General features: G+C 66.9%; 19 protein-coding genes. 13 read left to right on the top strand and 6 right to left on the bottom strand.

The features are described 5' to 3' along the window. Positions 1-130 precede the first annotated feature (130 nt). Genes ACZK4Z_RS19425 through gnd form a run of 3 tightly spaced genes read left to right on the top strand, consistent with a single transcriptional unit; the run spans position 131 to position 2,911 of the window. On the top strand, positions 131-739 hold the full coding sequence (locus ACZK4Z_RS19425; protein ID WP_032130308.1) for a DUF2242 domain-containing protein: 609 nt from the start codon (positions 131-133) through the stop codon (positions 737-739). 17 nt (positions 740-756) lie between these two features. Next, entirely contained in the window at positions 757-1,995 is a 1,239-nt protein-coding gene (locus ACZK4Z_RS19420; RefSeq protein WP_125893463.1) for a hypothetical protein, read from the top strand. Between the two features lie 10 nt (positions 1,996-2,005). Further along, entirely contained in the window at positions 2,006-2,911 is a 906-nt protein-coding gene (gene gnd / locus ACZK4Z_RS19415) for a phosphogluconate dehydrogenase (NAD(+)-dependent, decarboxylating) (RefSeq protein ID WP_014648435.1), read from the top strand. A gap of 226 nt (positions 2,912-3,137) precedes the next feature. Here the strand turns inward: gnd and ACZK4Z_RS19410 are convergent, their stop codons facing one another. Next, positions 3,138-4,181: an oxidoreductase gene (locus tag ACZK4Z_RS19410; protein ID WP_125893455.1), complete on the bottom strand. Its 1,044-nt coding sequence runs from the start codon at positions 4,179-4,181 to the stop codon at positions 3,138-3,140. Between the two features lie 171 nt (positions 4,182-4,352). On the opposite strand from ACZK4Z_RS19410, the gene ACZK4Z_RS19405 reads away from it, so the two are divergent. The 7 genes from ACZK4Z_RS19405 to ACZK4Z_RS19375 all read left to right on the top strand — a co-directional run bounded on the left by ACZK4Z_RS19405 (position 4,353) and on the right by ACZK4Z_RS19375 (position 9,516). After that, the gene (locus ACZK4Z_RS19405) at positions 4,353-4,736 is read left to right on the top strand and encodes a BON domain-containing protein (RefSeq protein WP_006470382.1); all 384 of its coding nucleotides are present in this window, start codon (positions 4,353-4,355) and stop codon (positions 4,734-4,736) included. 230 nt (positions 4,737-4,966) lie between these two features. Further along, on the top strand, positions 4,967-6,784 hold the full coding sequence (locus tag ACZK4Z_RS19400) for a sensor histidine kinase (protein WP_032130516.1): 1,818 nt from the start codon (positions 4,967-4,969) through the stop codon (positions 6,782-6,784). Next, complete coding sequence (locus ACZK4Z_RS19395; protein ID WP_005411057.1) at positions 6,781-7,221, top strand: response regulator; 441 nt, start codon at positions 6,781-6,783, stop codon at positions 7,219-7,221. Before ACZK4Z_RS19400 ends, ACZK4Z_RS19395 begins: the two co-directional genes overlap by 4 nt. A 4-nt stretch (positions 7,222-7,225) precedes the next feature. Continuing rightward, the gene (locus tag ACZK4Z_RS19390; protein ID WP_125893459.1) at positions 7,226-8,737 is read left to right on the top strand and encodes a hybrid sensor histidine kinase/response regulator; all 1,512 of its coding nucleotides are present in this window, start codon (positions 7,226-7,228) and stop codon (positions 8,735-8,737) included. 312 nt (positions 8,738-9,049) lie between these two features. Further along, positions 9,050-9,178 (top strand): hypothetical protein, encoded by a 129-nt coding sequence (locus tag ACZK4Z_RS19385; protein WP_262975182.1) that lies wholly within the window; start codon positions 9,050-9,052, stop codon positions 9,176-9,178. Positions 9,179-9,218: 40 nt separating this feature from the next. Beyond that, a complete protein-coding gene (locus ACZK4Z_RS19380; protein WP_262975182.1) occupies positions 9,219-9,347 on the top strand; it encodes a hypothetical protein in 129 nt (42 codons plus the stop codon). Between the two features lie 40 nt (positions 9,348-9,387). Next, positions 9,388-9,516, top strand: a complete 129-nt coding sequence (locus ACZK4Z_RS19375) for a hypothetical protein (RefSeq protein WP_262975181.1) — start codon at positions 9,388-9,390, stop codon at positions 9,514-9,516. A 75-nt stretch (positions 9,517-9,591) separates the two neighbouring features. Here ACZK4Z_RS19375 and ACZK4Z_RS19370 read toward each other — a convergent pair whose 3' ends face one another. Beyond that, positions 9,592-10,335: a proteasome-type protease gene (locus ACZK4Z_RS19370; protein ID WP_125895640.1), complete on the bottom strand. Its 744-nt coding sequence runs from the start codon at positions 10,333-10,335 to the stop codon at positions 9,592-9,594. A 92-nt stretch (positions 10,336-10,427) separates the two neighbouring features. Between ACZK4Z_RS19370 and folK the strand changes: the two genes are divergently transcribed. Next, on the top strand, positions 10,428-10,913 hold the full coding sequence (gene folK, locus ACZK4Z_RS19365; RefSeq protein WP_125895639.1) for a 2-amino-4-hydroxy-6-hydroxymethyldihydropteridine diphosphokinase: 486 nt from the start codon (positions 10,428-10,430) through the stop codon (positions 10,911-10,913). 31 nt (positions 10,914-10,944) lie between these two features. Here the strand turns inward: folK and ACZK4Z_RS19360 are convergent, their stop codons facing one another. Continuing rightward, positions 10,945-11,682, bottom strand: a complete 738-nt coding sequence (locus ACZK4Z_RS19360; RefSeq protein WP_024957037.1) for a pteridine reductase — start codon at positions 11,680-11,682, stop codon at positions 10,945-10,947. A gap of 59 nt (positions 11,683-11,741) precedes the next feature. On the opposite strand from ACZK4Z_RS19360, the gene ACZK4Z_RS19355 reads away from it, so the two are divergent. Both ACZK4Z_RS19355 and ACZK4Z_RS19350 read left to right on the top strand, forming a co-directional pair. After that, complete coding sequence (locus ACZK4Z_RS19355) at positions 11,742-12,926, top strand: class I SAM-dependent methyltransferase (protein WP_012512116.1); 1,185 nt, start codon at positions 11,742-11,744, stop codon at positions 12,924-12,926. Beyond that, on the top strand, positions 12,923-13,315 hold the full coding sequence (locus ACZK4Z_RS19350) for a VanZ family protein (RefSeq protein ID WP_125895637.1): 393 nt from the start codon (positions 12,923-12,925) through the stop codon (positions 13,313-13,315). Before ACZK4Z_RS19355 ends, ACZK4Z_RS19350 begins: the two co-directional genes overlap by 4 nt. A 145-nt stretch (positions 13,316-13,460) precedes the next feature. On the opposite strand, the gene ACZK4Z_RS19345 is transcribed toward ACZK4Z_RS19350, so the two are convergent. The 3 genes from ACZK4Z_RS19345 to ACZK4Z_RS19335 all read right to left on the bottom strand — a co-directional run bounded on the left by ACZK4Z_RS19345 (position 13,461) and on the right by ACZK4Z_RS19335 (position 19,798). Further along, positions 13,461-15,818 carry a beta-N-acetylhexosaminidase gene (locus tag ACZK4Z_RS19345; protein ID WP_125895636.1) on the bottom strand — a complete coding sequence of 786 codons (2,358 nt, stop codon included), beginning with the start codon at positions 15,816-15,818 and terminating at the stop codon, positions 13,461-13,463. Positions 15,819-15,929: 111 nt separating this feature from the next. After that, complete coding sequence (locus tag ACZK4Z_RS19340; protein WP_125895635.1) at positions 15,930-18,638, bottom strand: TonB-dependent receptor; 2,709 nt, start codon at positions 18,636-18,638, stop codon at positions 15,930-15,932. A gap of 143 nt (positions 18,639-18,781) precedes the next feature. Further along, positions 18,782-19,798, bottom strand: a complete 1,017-nt coding sequence (locus ACZK4Z_RS19335) for a glucokinase family protein (protein ID WP_125895634.1) — start codon at positions 19,796-19,798, stop codon at positions 18,782-18,784. Positions 19,799-19,986: the final 188 nt, after the last annotated feature.

Below are 19,986 nucleotides of genomic sequence, written 5' to 3'. Positions count from 1 at the left end.
ACTTAATCCCCTCCGTCCCCTTTTCTGTGCATGAACCGGCAGCAACGGGGTGGCTCGGTCACGCCGGTTTCAACCTGCCGCACACGGCCGCAGGGCTACCCTTGGCGGTACCGTCCTCGCAGGAGTACCCATGCGGGCCTCCCGTCTTTCCAGTGCTGCCGTGGCGCTCGCCAGCGCCCTGATCCTGTCGGCCTGTGGTGGCCGCGCCGCCGACAGTACGTTGCTGCGCGAATCCTTTGATTCCGGCGACACCTTCTCGCGTACCGTCGATGGCCGCCCCGGTGACGCCTGCGAGGCCGCGCGGCGCACCCTGCTCAGCCAAGGCTACGCCATCGCCCGCTCCGACGAAGCGCAGGTGGAAGGCAACAAGAACTTCCAGCCACGCGAGGACGACCACGAGCAGCTGGTGCTGCGCATCTCCTGCGCGCCGCGTGGCAGCCAGACGCTGGTGTTCGTCAGCGCGGTGCAGGACCGCTATGCGTTGAAGAAGAGCCCGACGTCGGCCAGCGTGGGCGTGGGTGCATTGGGCTCGGTGTCGCTGCCGTTCGGCAGCAATGACGATTCGCTGGTGAAAGTGGCCAGCAGCACCGTCACCGATGCCGGGTTCTATCAGCGCTTCTTCCAGCGCCTGCAACAGTACCTGCCGGCGGATGCTGGCAAACCCGCACCGCCTGCGCTCGCGCCGCCCGAGCCTGCATCGTCCGAGCCCGCACCGGCCCGCAGCACGGATCAAGGGTGATCGTGCGCGGCACGTTGATGGGCGTGGCACTCCTGCTGATGCCCGCGCTGGGCATTGCGTCCGCAACGCCGGACTGCACGCAGGGCCTGCTGCAGCGGCTGGGATGGCGCTTTGACGAGGTCACGGCCGGTGCACCACAGGTGCACGGCGGCCCGGTGTGTACACGTGCCTCGCTGGCTGAAGCACAGGCGGCAGGCGATCTGCGCGTGGGGTGGCCGGCCGGAATGTCCGCTGCAGCACGCCAGGCGTTGCTGCAACAGTTGCTGGACGATCCAGCCACGGTCTGCGCCTATGCCTTCGAACTGGGCGCGGCCACGCAACGTGCGGCTTCGGCACTGCAGGACAACCCCACCTTCCGCTTCTCCGGCCCGCAGCTGGGCTGGATCGGCTTCGGCCTGCAGGGCCCACGCGCGCAAGGCTGGCAGCGCACACGCAGTTTCGGTCGTGGCTTCGTGCCGAGCGCGGGTAACAGTCATGCACTGGAGGCGTTCTACAGCGGTGCCGTGCGTGCCGAATGCGGGGTCGGCCGCCAGGTCGCGCAGCTGGCTACGCAACGAGAGCTTTATGGTGATGCCGCGTTCGATACTGAGTTCGCAGCGGATGAACTGTCGATCGGCACCTTCCTCGCCCTGCACGATACCGACAGCATCCTGCTCGGCGCACATGCCGGCGATTTCTTCGCCGATGGCAAGGCGGTGCGCACCTCGGCGATGGGGCGGCAGGCCTTCGTTGGCGTGCCCGGTTTCATCGAACATGTGTACGACAAAGGCACGCTGGACGACCTGAGCAACCAGGCCGAGAACTTCGTGGTAGCCGACGTGGGCGCAGATGCTGCGCAGGCACTGGCGATGCACGGTGGGCTGGCCTGGTACGACCAGCGCAATGTCGAACTCTGGAAACTCGCGCAGGGTATCCCGCGCATCGGCCAGCGCTACTTCGAGCGCCTGCTGTTCGAGCGCGATCCCAACCTTCGTGCACGGCTGGAACCGCGCTACCACGACACGCTGGCACGCATGGACCAGCTGCTGGACGATCCGTTCTACCAGCAGTTCGTGATCTATGTGCATCCACGCGGTATACGTCCCATCGGCTACCACATCGCCCGCCTGCTCGATCGCAACCCGCGGACGCCGTTTTCGATCGACCTGGCGGTGCACAATCTGCATACCACGCTCTACCGGCGTTGGCGCGAGGCGCAGCTGCGCCAGTGCGCGGCTACCGGCAGGCCAGGCAGCCTGACCCTAGACCCCAACTGAAGGTGAAACAATGGACATTGCAATGATCGGCCTTGGCCGCATGGGCGCCAACATGGCCCAGCGCCTGCATCGCGGCGGCCACCGCGTGGTCGGCTACGACCCGGGCGAGGGTGCCCGCCAGCGCGCTGCCGAGGCCGGCCTGGAAGTGGTTGATTCGCTGGCCGCCGCGGTTGCCGCGCTGCCGGTGCCGCGCGTGGTGTGGCTGATGGTGCCGGCCGGCGAAACCGTCGACCAGACCCTGGGCCAGCTGACCCCGCACCTGGCCGAGGGTGACATCGTCATCGATGGCGGCAACTCCAACTACCAGGACTCGATCCGTCGCGCCAAGGCACTGGCCGAAGACGATCTGGGCTACGTCGACTGCGGCACCAGTGGTGGCGTGTGGGGCCTGCAGGAGGGCTACAGCCTGATGGTCGGTGGCGAAGCGTCGGTGGTGGAGCAGATCGCACCGCTGCTGCGCACGCTGGCACCGGCCGAAGATCGTGGCTGGGGTCGTGTCGGCCCGTCCGGCGCTGGCCACTTCACCAAGATGGTCCACAACGGCATCGAGTACGGAATGATGCAGGCCTACGCCGAAGGCTTCGCGCTGATGGAGCGCAAGCAGGAAATGGAACTGGACCTGGCCCAGGTCGCCGAAGTCTGGCGCCACGGCAGCGTGGTGCGTTCGTGGCTGCTGGACCTGAGCACTGAAGCCCTCAAGCGCAATCCGTCGCTGGATGGCATCGCCCCGTACGTGGAGGATTCCGGCGAAGGCCGCTGGACCGTGGCCGAAGCGATCGCACTCGATGTGCCGGCACCGGTGATCACCCTGTCGCTGCTGGAACGCCTGCGCTCGCGCGAATCGAATTCGTTCACCGATCGCCTGCTGTCGGCGATGCGCAATGAATTCGGCGGCCACGCCATCAAGAAATCGTAAGCACCGCGGTGGGGTCGGAGCCCTTCGGCGTTGCCGAAGGGCTCCGACCCCATGAAGCCAGTCGAGCATGGCTCGACTCTACAAAAGCCGTCTCCGATGGTTTCCACGTCGATGTGTCGACCAAGGTCGACACCTACCGTCGGACCCACCCCGCCATCCACGGAATGCCCGCTTTTGACGTTGGCGTTGCCGTTGATTCGGCAGGTGCAGGGCGCAGCCCTGCCGATCACCCCAACGCGATTCGCCGCCCTTCGCGCGCGCTGTCCATGCCGGCCTGCAGCAACCGCATCAGCTGCAGTGCCTGCACCTGGCTGACCGTCGGCTCGCCATCGCCGTGCATCGCCGCCGCGAACTGCGAATACAGCCGCCGGTAGTCGCCCGGCAGGTTGTCCACGGTACTGCGCTGCACATTGTCCTCAGCATCGCAGCGCACCAGCTCGCCGTGCCGTGGGTCGATGCCCCAGCCTGGCGCTCCTGGCGCAACACCGCGCCGCAGCTGTGCCTCCTGCACGTCCAGCCCATGCTTGATCCAGCTGCCACGGCTGCCATGCACACTGAAGTGCGGCGTGGGGGCCGCCACCAGCGAACCGGCATGCACGATCGCGCGATGCCGCGGGTAGTGCAGTACCGCGTGGAAGTAATCGATGCCGCTGCCGCCTTCGCGCTGCACGGCCAGATCGGCATCGATCGCCTCGGGCCAGCCGAACAGCACCAGCATCTGGTCGAGCAGGTGCGGGCCGAGGTCGTACCACAGGCCACTACCCGGCCCGTCCTGCTCGCGCCAGCGGTCGCGCACCTGCGGGCGGTAACGATCAAAGTGTGCATGGCACTCGGCCACGTCACCGAGCGTGCCTTCGGCCAGCAGCGCCTGCAGGGTGAGGAAGTCGGCATCGAAGCGCCGGTTCTGGAACACGGTCGCGATGCGTCCGGCATCACGTGCCGCAGCCAGCACCGCTTCGGCTTCAGCGACATCCAGCGCGAACGGTTTGTCGACCAGCACGTGCTTGCCCGCGGCCAATGCCGCGATCGCCAGCGGTGCGTGTTGTCCGTTCGGTGTGGCGATCACCACTGCGTCCACCGCCGGGTCGTCGAACACCTCCTGCGGCGTGGCGCGCACGTGCACGTCGCTGAACGCGCGCAGCAACGTGTCGCGCTGCGAACTGACGATGCTGTGCAGCACCAGCCCGGGCGTGTGCTGGATCAGCGGCGCATGGAAGACGCGGCCGGCGAGGCCGTAGCCGATCAGGGCCAGTTGCAGGTCGGGGCGCATGAGGCGGCTCCGGCAATGGGGAAGGGCAGGGTAAACGACACCTGCGTACAGGCCAAAACTGAACCGTTGCCGTTGGAATCGCCTCGATTCACAGCGGCATGACCGCAACGCCACGCCTGCTCTACGGAGGCTTGTCCAGACTGGCAGCACATCCCGAAGGAGTACGACACGATGAGCAATACCACCCGCACGCTGATTGCTTCCGCCCTGACCCTGGGCCTGGCGCTGTCCTCCTCGGCTGCCTTCGCCAAGGACCCGGCCGCGAAGAGCCCGCCGACCAGCACCCATCCGGCAACCCATGCTGATCGCCATGACTCCAACGAGCCGGTGACCGATACCTGGATCACCACCAAGGTGAAGGCCGATCTGCTGGCCAGCAGCAACGTTCCGGGCACTGAAATCAAGGTGGAAACCGTGAACGGCGTGGTCAGCCTGAGTGGTGCCGTGGCCACCCAGGCCGAGAAGGACAAGGCGGTCACCACCGCCAAGGGCATCAAGGGCGTGACCCGCGTCGATGCCGCTGCATTGAAGGTCAGCGCTGCTGCCAAGCGCTGACCCCGGAGGGCGCCCCGCATGGGGCGCCCGCTGCCTGGGTAGAGTCGAGCTTGCTCGACTGCCCTTTGGGTTGCAGCCGAGCACGTCTCGGCTCTACCGTGGGTTTCCGCAACCCGTTCAGCCAACCAAGCTGGAAACTCCAGAGTTGTGACCGCCTGCGCTATATTGCCCGTTCCGCCGCAGCCGGGCCGGTATCGGCCTACGCTCCGCGGCTGTGCTGACGAGGAACTATGGCGCTGGTTTTCAGTGATGACATCTGGGACCGTTGGCGGTTGCCGGCCTTGGCGCTGGCCGCCGCCGCGATCATCGTGGTGCCGTGGTTGACCCTGCGCCAACTGCAGCAGGACAGCGAAGATGCGATGGCCTGGGTCAATCATACCCAGGCCGTGGGTGTGGCCCTGCAGCAGCTGCAGGCTGATGTACGCGATGTCGAATCGGCTGCGCTGACCCTGTCCAAGGGTGTGGATGCGCCTGGCCTGCGCGAGCGCATGGCCAAAGCCAATGACCTTCCCGGTCGCCTGGCTGAACTGGGCCGGATGACCCGCGACAATCCTGAGCAGCTGATCCGCATCGGCCGTATCGAGTCGATGCTGGAAGGGCGCATGGCGCTTGCCCGCGAACTGGCAAAGTCCGAACCCAACAGTGATCAGCGCGAGCTGGTGCAGGACCTGAGCACGCGTTACCCGATCCGTGGCCTGGTGGAGGAACTGCAGGCGAGCGAGCAGAAGCTGCTGACACAGCGCGCCGAGCAGGCCGCACGCCAGCGCAAGCAGACCGAGCTGGTGTCGTGGAGTTCGCTGGTGATCCAGCTGGCGCTGCTTGGCCTGGTGCTGTGGCTGCTGCAGCGGCAGATCGGTCGCCGCCTGCATGCCGAACGACAGTCGCTGCGTTCGGCCGCGCGTGCAGCCTCGGTGCTGCAGACCGTGCGTGAGCCGATCGTGCTGCTCGACCGCGACCTGCGTGTGCAGCTGCACAACCCTGCCTTCGCCGAGCTGTACGGGCTGCAGGATGAACGCGCCGATGGCCTGTTGCTGGACACTGTCGGCGACGGTGCATGGAAAGACCCCGTGATGCGCCAGCGACTGTCCGATGTGCTGTTGCGCGGCCGCGAACTGTGGGACTTCGAGCATGAACAGCGCGCCGCCGATGGCATGGTGCGCTACATGCTGCTCAACGCGCGGCGCATGCCGCTGCCGGACACCGACGACGAAGTGGTGTTGCTCACGGTCAGCGACGTCACCGTGCAGCGTGCCGTGCAGCTGCGGGTGGAGGAACTGAACCGCCAGCTGGAAGGCAAGGTTGCGCAGGTGTCCGAGGTCAACAGGGAACTGGAAGCCTTCAGCTACTCGGTGTCGCACGACCTGCGTGCACCACTGCGCCACGTGGCCGGTTTCTCCGACAAGCTGTCGCGCCATCTGGGCGACGCCGCCGATGACAAGAGCCGCCATTACCTGGAGGTGATCTCCAGTTCGGCGCGGCGCATGGCGGCACTGATCGACGACCTGCTGGTCTACTCGCGGCTGGGCCGTGCGGCAATGCGCCAGCAGGCGGTGGACATGCAGTCGCTGGTGGCCGATACCCGCGCCATGCTCGATTCCAACCTGCAGGCCGAAGCCGAGAACAGCGGCCATGCGCACCACGTGGAGTGGAGCATCGCGCCGCTGCCGATCGTGGTGGGCGATGAGAACATGATCCGCCAGGTCTGGCTGAACCTGCTCGGCAACGCGGTGAAGTACTCGGGCAACCGCGAACCAGCGAAGATCCGCGTGGACTACCAGCCGCAGCCTGACGGCGGTCATCAGTTCACGGTCAGCGACAATGGTGCAGGCTTTGACATGGCCTACGCCGGCAAGCTGTTTGGTGTCTTCCAGCGCCTGCACAAGGCCAGCGACTACCCGGGTACCGGCATTGGCCTGGCCAGCGTGCGCCGCGTGCTCACCCGTCATGGCGGCCGTATCTGGGCCGAGGCCGAACCGGACGTCGGCGCCACCTTCCACTTCTACCTGCCTCCCGCGATCGATGCGGACAAACAAGGGCCTTCTGCATGACCACTCTGCGCACCATTCTTCTCGCCGAAGACAGCCCGGCTGATGCCGAAATGGCGATCGACGCCCTGGAAGAGGCGCGTCTGGCCAACCCCATCGTGCACGTCGAGGATGGCGTGGAAGTGATGGACTACCTGTTGCGCCGTGGTGCCTTCGCCAACCGCGAGGAAGGCCTGCCGGCGGTGCTGCTGCTGGACATCAAGATGCCGCGCATGGATGGCCTGGAAGTGCTGCGGCAGATCCGCGAGCACGAAGAGCTCAAGCGCCTGCCGGTGGTGATCCTGTCGTCCTCGCGCGAGGAAAGCGACCTGGCCCGCAGCTGGGACATGGGCGTGAACGCCTATGTGGTCAAGCCGGTGGACGTGGACCAGTTCTTCGGCGCGGTGCAGACCCTGGGCAAGTTCTGGGCGTTGATCAACCAGGCACCGGAACTCGAGTGAGCCCATGCCCCTGACCGGTCCCGCCCTGGGGGCGCTGCGCATCCTGCTGGTGGAGGACTCACCGGAAGATGCCGAGCTGATGTCCGAACAGATGCTCGACGCGGGCCTGGAGGCCCGTTTCGAGCGCGTCGAAAGCGAGGCCGAGCTGCGCCAGGCACTGGTCGCGTTCCAGCCGGACATCGTGCTGTCCGACCTGAGCATGCCGGGGTTCTCCGGTGATGACGCGCTGCGCATCGTGCGCGAGACCTCACCGGAAGTGCCCTTCATCTTCGTCTCCGGCACCATGGGTGAGGAGAATGCGGTGGCGGCGCTGCAGAAGGGCGCCAACGATTACATCATCAAGCACCTGCCGGCGCGCCTGCCGTCGGCGGTGGCGCGTGCGATCCGCGATGCACGCAGCGCCATAGAGCGCGCGCGGGTGGAAACCGAACTGATGCGCGCGCAGCGCCTGGAAAGCCTGTCGCTGCTTGCCGCCGGCCTCAGCCACGACCTGCGCAACATCCTGCAGCCGCTGCTGATCATGCCGGACCTGCTGAAGGCGCGCACCGAGGATCCGCAGCTGCACCACCTGGCCGATGTCATCGCCGAGTGCGGCCGCCGTGGCCACGAGATGGCCGAATCGATGCTGTCGTTCGTGCGCGGCTCGCGCAAGCCGAGCGAGCGCATCGAGATCGATGGCCTGTTCGATGCGGTGGCGCTGCTGTTGCGCAGCAACGTGCCCGATGCGGTGCGCCTGGAGTTGCAGGTGCAGGACGAAGGCCTGGTGGTCGACGCCAACTACACCGAACTGCAGCAGGTGATGCTGAACCTGGCGCTCAACGCGATCCAGGCGATGCCCAACGGCGGGCGCCTGAGCCTGACTGCCAGCCATGCCGGCGAGCGCGATGGCGTGGACTGGATGCAGATCTGCGTGGCCGATGAAGGCATCGGCATGGATGCGGACACGCTGTCGCACCTGTTCAATCCGTTCTTCACCACCAAGGCGGATGGCACCGGCCTGGGGCTGATTTCCTGCAAGCGCATCGTTGAAGGCGCCGGTGGCAGCATCCACGTCAACAGCCAGCCGGGGCAGGGCACCTGCTTCGAGCTGCGCCTGCCGATGCATGAGGCCATCGATGGCAGCGAGCCGATCGAGCAGCTGGTGGCGCTGGGCAGTGGCCAGTCGATCCTGGTGGTTGACGGCGAAGCCACGCGCCTGTCGCTGCTCGGTAATGCGCTGTCCAGCCAGGGCTATCAGCTGCAGCTGGCATCCGATGGTCCGGCGGCGCTGCGCTGGATGCAGCAGGAGGCGTTGCCGGCACTGGTGATCGCCGATGCCGGTTCCAAGCTGCTGCCGGCCAGCCAGCTGCTGGGCGAGATGGCTGTACTGGGCTATCGCGGCCCGGCGCTGGTGCTGGAAGACGCAACGGTGGATGTATCGGCCGATGCATTCCCCGCTGGCGTGGAAGTGCACGTGCTGCGTAAGCCGCTGCAGATGCAGCAGGTGTTCCGCGCGGTGGCCGAAGCGCTGGGCTGATGCCGCGGTAGTGCCGGCCGCTGGCCGGCATTCCCGTGCAGTGGGATCACTGCGGTTGCCGGCCAGCGGCCGGCACTACCGGTCCCCGGTTTCTCTGGAGATGCGTGGCTGGTATTGGCCGCTGCCGATGCAGCAGGTCTTCCGCGCGGTGGCCGAAGCGCTGGGCTGATGCCCGGCACTACCGGTCCCCGGTTTCCCTGAAGATGCGTGGCTGGTATTGGCCGCTGCCGATGCAGCAGGTGTTCCGCGCGGTGGCTGAAGCGCTGGGCTGATGCCCCGGTAGTGCCGGCCGCTGGCCGGCATTCCCGTGCAGTGGGATCACTGCGGTTGCCGGCCAGCGGCCGGCACTACCGGTCCCCGGTTTCCCTGGAGATGCGTGGCTGGTATTGGCCGCTGCCGATGCAGCAGGTGTTCCGCGCGGTGGCCGAAGCGCTGGGCTGATGCCGCGGTAGTGCCGGCCGCTGGCCGGCATCGCCGTGCGATGGGATCACTGCGGTTGCCGGCCAGCGGCCGGCACTACCGGTCCCCGGTTTCCCTAGAGATGCGTGGCTGGTATTGGCCGCTGCCGATGCAGCAGGTGTTCCGCGCGGTGGCCGAAGCGCTGGGCTGATGCCGCGGTAGTGCCGGCCGCTGGCCGGCATCGCCGTGCGATGGGATCACTGCGGTTGCCGGCCAGCGGCCGGCACTACCAGTCCCCGGTTTCCCTGGAGATGCGTGGCTGGTATTGGCCGCTGCCGATGCAGCAGGTCTTCCGCGCGGTGGCCGAAGCGCTGGGCTGATGCCGCGGTAGTGCCGGCCGCTGGCCGGCATTCCCGTGCGGTAGGATCACTGCGGTTGCCGGCCAGCGGCCGGCACTACCGGTCCAGGGTTTCCCACGGGAAGCGTGGCAGCGCGTCCACCGCCTGTTCCAGCCGCCGCGACCAGTTCTGGTGAATATCGGCATACAACGCCGAATCCGCGCCCAGCCGCAGCTGCTGGCCGATGCGCAGCTCGCCGTCGCGCAGCAGCGCCAGATCGATCGGCAGGCCCACCGACAGGTTGGAACGGATGGTGGAGTCCAGCGAGACGATCGCCGTACGCGCGGCATCCTCCAGGTGTGTGGCCGGGCTGAGGATGCGGTCGAGGATCGGCTTGCCGTACTTGGACTCACCGATCTGCAGGTAGGGTGTCTCCGGCGAGGCGGCGATGGCGTTGCCCAACGGGTAGACCATGTACAACCCTGGGCGTTCACCGGCAACCTGGCCGCCGAAGATAAGCGTGGCCTGGGTGTTGACCCCGTCATGGCCGTGCTCGCTGTGCTCGGTCCTGACCTGGCTGTCGACCAGCAACTGGCCGACGTAGGCCGCGGCCTCGAACAGGTGGGTCATGTCACGCAGGTTGGGCGTGCGTCGCTCGTCGGCATCGCGCCCCAGGCGCGACACCAGCAGCTGGGTGGTGGCCAGGTTGCCAGCCGCCATCAGTACGTAGGCTGCCTGGCCGGGGTACTCGAACACGTGCAGCTTGCGGTGCACGCGCACATCGTCCAGCGAGGCATTGGTCCGGGTGTCGGCGGCGAAGACCAGGCCCTCGTCCACCTCGATTCCAACGCAATAGGTCATGTCGGTGCCCTATCATGTGCGTCCCGGATTGTAGGCAGGTCGCCGTGACGACGGCATGTCCACGCCCCCCCAAGTGCCGTCACCTGAACCGCATGACCACCGTGCTCCTGAGCCTGGGCAGCAACGTCCAGCCCCGTCGCTACCTCCACGCCGCGGTGGCGGCCCTGCGCGAGCGCTTCGGCGCGCTGCAGGTGTCGCCCGCCTACCGTACCGCCGCGGTCGGCTTCGATGGCCCGGCCTTCCTCAACAATGCGGTGGCGATCGAAACCGACCTGCCGCTGCAGGAACTGGACGAGTGGCTGCATGCGCTGGAAGACGCGCACGGGCGCGACCGCAGCGGGCCGCGCTTCTCCGATCGGACCCTGGACATCGACGTAGTGTTCTACGGGGATCTGGTGGTGGAAGGTCCCGGCCACCTGCGCATTCCGCGCCCGGAGCTGAAGCACGCCTTCGTGCTGAAGCCGCTGGCCGACATCGCGCCGGGCTTCATCGACCCGGTCAGCGGGCAGGACCTGGCAACGCTGTGGCGTGCGCACAGACAGTTTGGCGAGGCGTTCGAGGTCGTGGACCTGGAATGAGGGTGGTTGCCGGCTGCTGGCCGGCAACATTTCAACTGACCGTTCGCCCACCATCCACGCGCAGGGTGTGGCCGGTGACGAAGCTGGCTTCGGCCACCAGCCAGTAGACCGCCTCGGCGATCTCCTCGACCGTGCCGATCCGTGCCAGCGGCGTGCGTGCCAACAGCGCCTCGCGGGCGAAATCGTCCTTGCCCTGTTCCGGCCACAGGATCGCCCCCGGCGCTACTGCATTGACCCGCACTTTCGGCGCCAGCTCCAGCGCCAGCGAGCGGGTGGCCATCTCCAGCGCGGCCTTGGCCATGGTGTAGGCGATGTGGTCGCGCATCGGGTCGGTGCCGTGCAGGTCGGTCAGGTTGACGATGCAGCCCTGCTGGCGGCGCAGGTAGGGCGCCGCCGCCTGTGACAGCAGCAGCGGCGCGCGCGCATTGACCGCATACAGCTCGTCCATCGCCTCGGCGGTGACCTGGCCGAGTGGGGTGGGGAAGAAGTTGGAGGCGTTGTTGACCAGTGCATCCAGTCGCCCGAAGTGGGTGACGGCCTGCTCCACCAGGTCGGCCAGGGCGTCGGCGTCGCGCAGGTCGGCCTGCAGGGCCAGCACGCTGCCCGGGCGCACGTTGTCGAAATCGAACGCGGCCTGCTGCAGCTCCGCGCTGGAGGTGTTGGCGTGCAGCACCACCGACCAGCCACAGGCATGGAACTGGCGGGCGATGGCCGCACCGATCCGGCGCGCGCTGCCGGTGATCAGGACCACGGGGTGGGTATCGCTCATCGAGGGTCCTCCAAGGCTCGGCTATCCTGTGCACCATTGTCACCGCATTCGAAGACGCCATGCAGCCCACCTTCCCCCTGCCCGAAGCCGATGCCCTGGCCCATAGCGACCAGCTGGCGGCCGCCCTGCGCGCCGAGATCCTTGCGCAGGGCGGGGCGATGCCGTTCTCGCGCTTCATGGAGCTCTGCCTGTATGCCCCCGGCTGGGGCTATTACAGCGCCGGCGCCAGCAAGTTCGGCGGCAGCGGCGATTTCACCACCGCGCCCGAGCTCGGCAGCCTGTTCGCCGGCAGCGTGGCCAATGCGCTGGCCCCGGTGTTCGCCCAGTTGGGCGCTCAGGCGCGCATGCTGGAGCTGGGCGGCGGCACCGGCGCCTTCGCCGAAGCGGTGCTGCTGCGCCTGGCCGAGCTGGACGCACTGCCGGCGCGCTACGCCATCCTCGAACCCAGTGCGGACCTGCGCGAGCGCCAGCAGCAGCGCCTGCAGCAGAACCTGCCGGCCGAGCTGGCCGCGCGGGTGGACTGGGTCGACCGCCCGTTTGAAGAGGATTGGGAGGGCGTGGTGTTCGCCAACGAGGTGATCGACGCGCTGCCGACTCCACGCTTCCTGATCAGGGACGGCGAGGTCTACGAGGAAACCGTCGAGCTCGATGGCGATGGCAACTTCATCCGCGGTGCGCAGCCGGCCGACGTCCTGCTCAACGGTGCGGTGCGCCATCTTGAACGCTACCTGGAAAAGCCTTTTGCCGAGGGCTACCGCTCCGAAGTGCTGCCGCAGCTGCCGTACTGGCTGCAGGCGGTGGCCGGTGGCCTGCAGCGTGGCGCGATGCTGTTCGTCGACTACGGCTACAACCGTGGCGAGTTCTACATGGAAGATCGCGATGACGGCACCGTGCGCGCGTTCTATCGCCAGCACGTGCACAACGAGATCTACCGCTGGCCGGGCCTGCAGGACATCACGGCGTCGGTGGATTTCACCGCGATGGCCGAGGCCGGCATGCACGCCGGTTTCGAGCTGGCCGGTTACTGCAGCCAGGCCAGTTTCCTGCTTGGCAACGGCCTGGACCAGGTGCTGCTGCTGGCCGAGGAACGCACCGATGAAGTGGGGCGCATCCAGCTGCGTGACCAGGTGAAGAAGCTGACCCTGCCGACCGAGATGGGCGAGCGCTTCCAGGCCATCGGCCTGCAGCGCGACGTCGATTTCGAGCCGGCGTTCGAGCTGGGTGACCTGAGCTGGCGCCTGTGAGCCACGCGTTGCCGGTGATCAAGCCGCTGCAGCGGCCGCGCCTGTGGGCCGTGCTGTGGGCGCTGGCGGTGCTGCTGGTGATCGTGGTCTGCCTGATCCCGCCGCCGCCGATTCCGCTGCCGGAAAACAGCGACAAGGGCGAGCACTTCCTCGCCTATTTCATCCTCGCCGGCAGCGCGGTGCAGCTGTTCCGTCGCGGCCGCCCGCTGCTGTGGGTGGGCGTAGGCCTGGTACTGATGGGCATCGGCATCGAGTTCGCGCAGGGCGCGCTGACCAGCAACCGCATGGCCGACCCGATGGATGCGCTGGCCAACACCATTGGCGTGCTGGCCGGCATGGCCACCGCACTGACCCCGATGCGCGACCTGCTGCTGCGCTGGCGCGGGTAAAGGCGTGCCAACCAAGGTTGGCACCCACCTGTAGATCCACGCCATGCGCGGATGGAATCCGTAGATCCACGCCATGCGTGGCCATGCGTGGATGAACTGCCCGGGGTGCCGACCAAGGTCGGCACCCACCAGGACAGACCTGCCGTCATTTCCCCAGCGTGACCTCATCCAGCACCCACATCGCCGGGCGCGTGTCGCCGGTGAAGTTGATGCACAGGTCACCGGTGCCCTGGGTACCCTTCGGCAGCGCTGCACGCAGTGTCACGAAGCCATCGGCACCGGGCTTGGCCGGCAGCGGTACCTCAGCCAGCACCTTGCCGCTGCAGTCGCCGCGACGCACCTGCATCTCGCCGTGCGCGCGCTTGGCCTTTTCGAAGCGGCGCTTGGGTTCGTCGTGGGCCAGCTGGAAGTAGTACGGAATACGTCCCGCACGCACTTCCACGCTGCCGATGCCGTCCAGCTGCGCCTGCGGCCAGCGCCAGCACGGCTGGAAGATGTCCACGTTGAACACCGCACGGTTGCCTTCGCGGGGGCCATCGTCTTCCAGGCGCAGCACCAGCCCCTTCTTGCCCACGCAGCTGAGCAGTTCATCACTGCGGCGGCTGAGCAGCGATTGCGCAGTGAAGTCCGCAACCGTCGGCTTCGCGGCCAGCATCTGGCCCTGGTAGAACGCGGCGGCCTGCACGGCGGCGGGCAGCTGCGCCGTCAGCGGCTGCTGGTACAGCGGCGACTGCGCGGTCACCGGCTGTCCGTCGGTGCGGTAGCGCACCTCATAGCCCAGCGGATTGGCCAGAGACACGGTCACCGTGTTCTTCGCGCGATCATCGGTATAGTCCACGCCTACTTCGAACGGGGTCTGCGCATAGGCCAGGCCCCAGGCACGGTAGCGCTGCAGCTGTGCCGGCAGTCGTGCGAGGAAATCGCGGAAATCGCGGTGTTCCGGCGTGCTCCAGCCGGTCTCGGCCACGGCGGCCAGGCGCGGGAACAGGTTGTGCTGCAGGCGTGCGTAGTTGCGCGTGTGCTCGGTGAACATGTTGGCCTGCAGGCCGAGAATGTGCCCGCGCTTGTCGGCGGCCAGTTCGGCCGGCACCGGCTCGAAGTTGTACAGCTTGCCGAGGTTGACCTGGGTCGGGCGACCAGGCGGCTCGTTCTGCGAGGCAGTCTGCAGGTAGTCCAGGTACAGGTAACCCACCGGCGACATGATCACGTCATGGCCGGCACTGGCCGCAGCGAGGCCACCTTCGGTGCCCTGCCACGACATCACCGTGGCCTGCGGCGGCAGACCACCTTCGAGGATCTCATCCCAGCCGATCAGGCGCCGGTCGTGCTCCTCCAGGAACGTCTCCAGGCGCTTGATGATGTGGCTCTGCATGGCCATCTCATCCTTGATGCCCAGTGCACGCATGCGCTGCTGCACCTGCCTGGAGGCTTCCCACTGGTCCTTCACTGCCTCGTCGCCACCCACGTGCACGTACTTGGCCGGGAACAGTTCGATCACTTCCTCCAGCACGTTCTCGAGGAAGGTGACGGTGCTGTCTTCAGTGTTGAACAGGTTGGGGAACACGCCCCATTCGCTGATCGGCTTCAACGGCGTATCGATGGTGCCCAGCTCCGGATACGCAGCAATCGCGGCAGTCGCGTGGCCCGGGACATCGATTTCCGGGATCACCTGGATATGCAGCTTCGCCGCATAGGCGATCACCTCGCGAATCTGGTCCTGCGTGTAGAAACCGCAGTACGGATGCTCCTGGCCGCTGGCCGGGTCGACGCCGCCATCACCGGCCGGCAGGCGGCAGCTGCCCACATCGGTCAGCTTCGGGTAGCGCTTGATCTCCATGCGCCAGCCCTGGTCGTCGGTGAGGTGCCAGTGGAAGGTGTTGAGCTTGTGCGCGGCCATCGCGTCGAGTACGCGCTTGATCTCGTCCAGGCTCTGGAAGTGACGTGCGGAATCGAGCATGAAACCGCGCCAGCTGAAGCGCGGCGCGTCCTGGATCTGCACCGCCGGCAGCACGCCATTGCTGCCGCCGGTGGCGAGCTGGGCGAGGGTGGTCGCGCCGTAGAACAGGCCGGTTTCGTTGCCGGCCTGGATCAGCACGCCCTGCGCGGTGCTCTCCAGCGTGTAGCTTTCGCCGCTGTCGCGGAAGGTGGGCACGATCTGGAAGCGGATGCTGCCCGACGTGCCTGCCGCCTTGCCCCTGGCTGGTGCAAGGCGCGGACCACCGCTGCGGGCCAGCAGATCGGCGAACTGGCTGGCGACGCGCTGCGCGGCTTCGCCTTCGGCCTGCAGCACGGTGTCGGCGCGGACGGTGATGCCGCTGCCCTGGCCGCGCTGCACGGTGGCCGGGGCGGGAATCAGCATCAGGCTGTCGGCGCGCAGCAGGGGGCCGGGTGCTTCAGCGGCAGGCGTGGGATCGGCGGCGAGTGCCGGCAGTGCCGGCAGCAGGGCGAGCAGGCTGCCCAGCAGCACTGCGCTGCGCATCCGGGCGCGGGAAGGCTTGACCATCGGAACGACTCCTTGGAACGGTGCGATGAACGCTATACATGAAAAACGCCGGGCCCGGAATGACCCAGGCCCGGCGTGCGTGCACGACTCGGCGATGTTGCCGCCGCTGGATCAGTACTTGAAGCGGAAGTTGAGGTAGTACTGGCGGCCGTTGCTGTAGAACGAGGTCGGGATGGCCGCGGTCTGGTAGTACTTGTAGGTCGGGTTGTTGAGGTTGAGCGCATCGAAGCTGATGCTCAGCCAGTCGGTGGCCTTGTAGCTCAGCGATGCCGACAGCGTGCCGAAGTCATCCTGGTAGTACGGGTTGGCACCGGACAGGCCGATCAGGAACGACGAACGGCGCGTGTAGCTGACGCGTGCACCGAAGGTGTCGTTCTCGAAGTAGGCACCCACGTTGTAGGTGTTCTTCGAAGTGCCCAGCAGGTTGTCGGTTCCATCGGCCCAGGTGTGCTCGGTGCTGCCATCAGCGTAGGTGTAGTTCGCGTTGACGCCGAAGTATTCGCCGATCGGCTGTTCATAGGCCACTTCAATACCGCGTACCTTGCCGTCGGCATTGCGCGGGCGGGAGATGTTGTATTCCTCGAGGCGGTTGGTCAGCTCGCTGAACAGCATTTCCTTCTCGGTGCTGAAGGCCACGTAGTCCTTCAGGCGCATCGAGTACGCACCGATCGACAACATGCCGCGCGGCATGAAGTACCACTCCAGGTTGGCATCGAAGTTGGTCGACACCACCGGCTTCAGCTTCGGATTGCCGCCGCCGCCGGTACGGTTCAGGTCCGAACCGTAGGATGAAGCGCCCAGGGCCGAGAAGTCCGGCAGAGTCTGCGTCTGCGACGCAGCCACGCGCAGCACCAGATCGTCACGCAGGTCGTACTTGAAGTTGGCGCTCGGCAGCACACGGTTGTGCTTGTTCTCGAAGGCCTGGCGGGTCCAGGCACCGAACAGGCTGCTCACGTCCGGCACAGTCGAACCGGTGGCGGCCGCGTAGGTATCGATGTCCTGCTTGATGTTGACGTAGCGCAGGCCGACGTTGCCGCTCCAGCGGTCGCCGCTGAAATTGCCCTGCACGTAGGCAGCGAAGTTCTTCTCCGACACCTTCCATTCGGCGCCGTAGTTGTGGCGGCCAGTCGGGCCATCATTGCCGGACAGCCAGGTGGAGTTGTTGGTCACTGCATCCTTCAGTGCACCTGGGGTGAAGTACCACAGGTCGCGCGGGAAGCTGCCACCGATGCCGTTGGCGAAGCCACCGGGGAAGTTGGCGGTCGCGCCGTTCTTCAGCGCATTCCAGATCGCGCCCGGGGTTGCGCCTTCCGGCGACTTGGCCTCGCGCTTGTGGTCGCCGAAGCGGGCGCCGAAATCGATCGAGTTCAGTACGCCGGCATCGGCGAAGTACTGGTTGAAATCGAGCGTGGCCCACTTTTCCTTGTCGATCGCGGTGACCTGCTGGTTGCCCCAGGTGCCGAAGTCGGTCACGCCGCCCGGACCGATGTTGCCACCAACGTTCCAGTCGATCGGCGAGCCGTTGCCGTGGGTCGACCAGTTGGCACCGCCACCGCGGGCCAGGTTGACCTCGGCGATGTACTGGCGCGGCGTATCGCCGGTGCCCTTGGTGTTGCCGGCCTGGAACTTCATGCCCAGGTTGTCGCTGATTTGCCAGTCGGCATCGAAGGTGATGTAGTTGGTCTTGGCCTTCGACTCGCGGTAGATCATGTCGTACACCGCGTAGTCGCGGTCGGCCTGGCCGGCGAAGGTGGCGTTGGCCAGTACGCCATCCTTGACGACGTAACCCGGATTGGGGGCCTGGCCCGGAATCAGGATCTTGTTGCCATTGGCATCTTCAACGGTGCGGTCGTTGAGGATGCGGCCGCCCCACAGCATGAAGTTGCGGTTGTAGTTGTTCGCCTTCAGTTCCGAGCTGAAGCCTTCCAGGCCCAGGGTCAGGTTGTCCATCGGCTTGAACTGCAGCGACACCAGGCCGCCCTTGCGCTCGCGGGTCTGTTCGAACAGGGTCGAGCCGAGCAGGCCCGGCGCGTACACGCCGGCCAGGTCCGGGTTGGACTTGGCCACGGTGCCATTCGGATCGATCTGGAAGAAGCCGCCCGGTACTTCCTGCGCTTCGCGGCGCAGCTCGCGCTTCTGGCTGAAGGCCTGCACCATCACGCCGAAGTTGCCTTCATCGTTTTTGTAGTTGAACAGCGCCGACAGCTGCGGGTCGTTCGACTTGGCCTGGTCCGAACGCACCATGCCGACCGAACCTTCTGCGGTGAACTGCTTGGAGAATTCCAGCGGCTTGCGGGTGAGGATGTTGACGGTACCGGTGGTGCCGCCGTCCTGCAGCTTGGCCTGCGAGGACTTGTTCACTTCCACCGAGCGCACCAGTTCCGACGGCAGCAGCGAGTAGCTGACGCTGCGGCCGACGTTGTTGCCCTGGCTGAGCACGAACCAGTCGGCCGAGCCGACGGTATGGCCGTTGATCAGGGTCTGGGTCAGGCTCGGGCTGGTGCCGCGCAGGCTGACACGGTCGGCTTCGTCGAAGCCGCCTTCGTCGGCGCTGGACGAGCTGATGTTCACACCCGGCAGGCGCTGCAGGGTGTCGGCGACGTTGTGCGCGGGCAGCTTGCCCACGTCTTCGGCGGTGACCACTTCCACGCGCGCATTGGCTTCGCGCTTGGTATCCAGCGACTTTTCCATCGAACCACGGATGCCGGTGACCTGCACGGTATCCAGGTCGGTGGCGGTCTGGGTGGCCTGCTGCGCGTGCGCGCTGAAGGCGAGGCAGCTGACGATGGCGGCCGAAAGCAGGGTCTTGCGGGTGTTCATGATGTCTCTCCTCATCACTCGATTGGATGCCGGCGGCGGTGTTCGATTACGGTTGCGATGACATGCGCGGGGCGGCGGCGAAGTCCCGTGCGTTGGCGTGCCACGTACTGCGTGCTGCGATTGCGTTGAAGCCTGTTGCGGTGTCAGGCGGCCGACTGCTGCAGGTACCAGCTGGCAGCGCCGACCACGCCCAGCTGGCCGTGCTCGACGACCTTCACCGGGATGCGTGCCAGCGCTTCGCCCATCGGTCCCTTCTGCAGGTAGCGTTCGACGAAAGTGCTGGCGTGCAGGTATTCACGGATCTGCGGCAGGATGCCGCCGGCCAGGTAGACGCCACCGTGGGCGCCGTAGTACAGCGCCATGTCGCCGATGGTGCTGCCGAGCAGGCCGCAGAACACATCCAGCGCCTGGCGCGCATGTGCATCGCTGTCGGCCATGGCCGCAGCGGTAACCGCGTCGGGGCTGGCCAGGGTCGGCGCCTGGCCCTGCAGTGCGCACACCGCGCGATACAGGTTCATCAGGCCCGGGCCGGAGATCGCGTGTTCGATCGACACGTGCGCGCGGTCGCGCTGCATGTGGCGGACGATGGCCATTTCCAGTTCGGTGCTGGCGGCCAGGGTCGGTTGCCCGGCTTCGGTCGGGAGCACCACCGGGCCGTGCGCGGTGGGGATCCACAGCGCGGCGCCGAGGCCGGTGCCGGGGCCGACCACCAGGGTCGGGCCGCGGGCGGCGGTTTCCGGTCCGCACAGGTGCAGCACGCCACTGGCGTCAACCTGCGCAGCGGCGTAGGCCACGGCTTCGAAGTCGTTGACGATGTAGACCCGCTGCAGGCCGACGTCGGCTTCCACCTGGCGCGCCGACAGCGGCCACGGCAGGTTGGCGGTGATCACCGTGCCGTCCTCGCGGGCGTAGCCGGCACTGGCGACCACGCAATGCGTGGGCCGCGGGCCTTCGCCGAGGAAGTCGGACAGGATCGCGCTGAGGCCGGCATGGTCGGCGTTGCGGTACTTGCGGTACTCCAGCACCTGCACCGGATGGGCGGCATCACCGCTGGCCTGGACCCGGGCCACGCGCACATGGGTGCCACCGACGTCGGCGGCCAGGAACGTCGGCGCGACTCGGGACAGGACATGGGCCGGGGCGGGGTGGCTGGCGGTCACGCGGGCTCCTGCTGCAGGTGGGGCCGGACCCGGGATCGGGGGCGGCGATTGGGGCGGAGTCTGTAACCCCGCTGACAACGATGTCAACGAGTTCGTGACACTTTCGTTGCTGCATCGCAACGAATGCGACATGCAGTAAACGTTTACATGGCGTGAGTGCAGGTTTCACGTGGGAACCGTTGCCGCAC

It is taken from the genome of Stenotrophomonas sp. 71799_Sma, from assembly GCF_056482505.1.
Note: the sequence above shows the minus strand (reverse complement) of the source record. Positions and strands in the feature narration are given on the sequence as shown.

Excerpts from the sequence above, each read along its gene's own strand:
- ACZK4Z_RS19425 (WP_032130308.1), top strand. The coding sequence starts at position 131 with ATGCGGGCCTCCCGTCTTTCCAGTGCTGCCGTGGCGCTCGCCAGCGCC.
- ACZK4Z_RS19420 (WP_125893463.1), top strand. The coding sequence starts at position 757 with ATGGGCGTGGCACTCCTGCTGATGCCCGCGCTGGGCATTGCGTCCGCA.
- gnd (WP_014648435.1), top strand. The coding sequence starts at position 2,006 with ATGGACATTGCAATGATCGGCCTTGGCCGCATGGGCGCCAACATGGCC.
- ACZK4Z_RS19410 (WP_125893455.1), bottom strand. The coding sequence starts at position 4,181 with ATGCGCCCCGACCTGCAACTGGCCCTGATCGGCTACGGCCTCGCCGGC.
- ACZK4Z_RS19405 (WP_006470382.1), top strand. The coding sequence starts at position 4,353 with ATGAGCAATACCACCCGCACGCTGATTGCTTCCGCCCTGACCCTGGGC.
- ACZK4Z_RS19400 (WP_032130516.1), top strand. The coding sequence starts at position 4,967 with ATGGCGCTGGTTTTCAGTGATGACATCTGGGACCGTTGGCGGTTGCCG.
- ACZK4Z_RS19395 (WP_005411057.1), top strand. The coding sequence starts at position 6,781 with ATGACCACTCTGCGCACCATTCTTCTCGCCGAAGACAGCCCGGCTGAT.
- ACZK4Z_RS19390 (WP_125893459.1), top strand. The coding sequence starts at position 7,226 with ATGCCCCTGACCGGTCCCGCCCTGGGGGCGCTGCGCATCCTGCTGGTG.
- ACZK4Z_RS19380 (WP_262975182.1), top strand. The coding sequence starts at position 9,219 with ATGGGATCACTGCGGTTGCCGGCCAGCGGCCGGCACTACCGGTCCCCG.
- ACZK4Z_RS19375 (WP_262975181.1), top strand. The coding sequence starts at position 9,388 with ATGGGATCACTGCGGTTGCCGGCCAGCGGCCGGCACTACCAGTCCCCG.
- ACZK4Z_RS19370 (WP_125895640.1), bottom strand. The coding sequence starts at position 10,335 with ATGACCTATTGCGTTGGAATCGAGGTGGACGAGGGCCTGGTCTTCGCC.
- folK (WP_125895639.1), top strand. The coding sequence starts at position 10,428 with ATGACCACCGTGCTCCTGAGCCTGGGCAGCAACGTCCAGCCCCGTCGC.
- ACZK4Z_RS19360 (WP_024957037.1), bottom strand. The coding sequence starts at position 11,682 with ATGAGCGATACCCACCCCGTGGTCCTGATCACCGGCAGCGCGCGCCGG.
- ACZK4Z_RS19355 (WP_012512116.1), top strand. The coding sequence starts at position 11,742 with ATGCAGCCCACCTTCCCCCTGCCCGAAGCCGATGCCCTGGCCCATAGC.
- ACZK4Z_RS19345 (WP_125895636.1), bottom strand. The coding sequence starts at position 15,818 with ATGGTCAAGCCTTCCCGCGCCCGGATGCGCAGCGCAGTGCTGCTGGGC.
- ACZK4Z_RS19340 (WP_125895635.1), bottom strand. The coding sequence starts at position 18,638 with ATGAACACCCGCAAGACCCTGCTTTCGGCCGCCATCGTCAGCTGCCTC.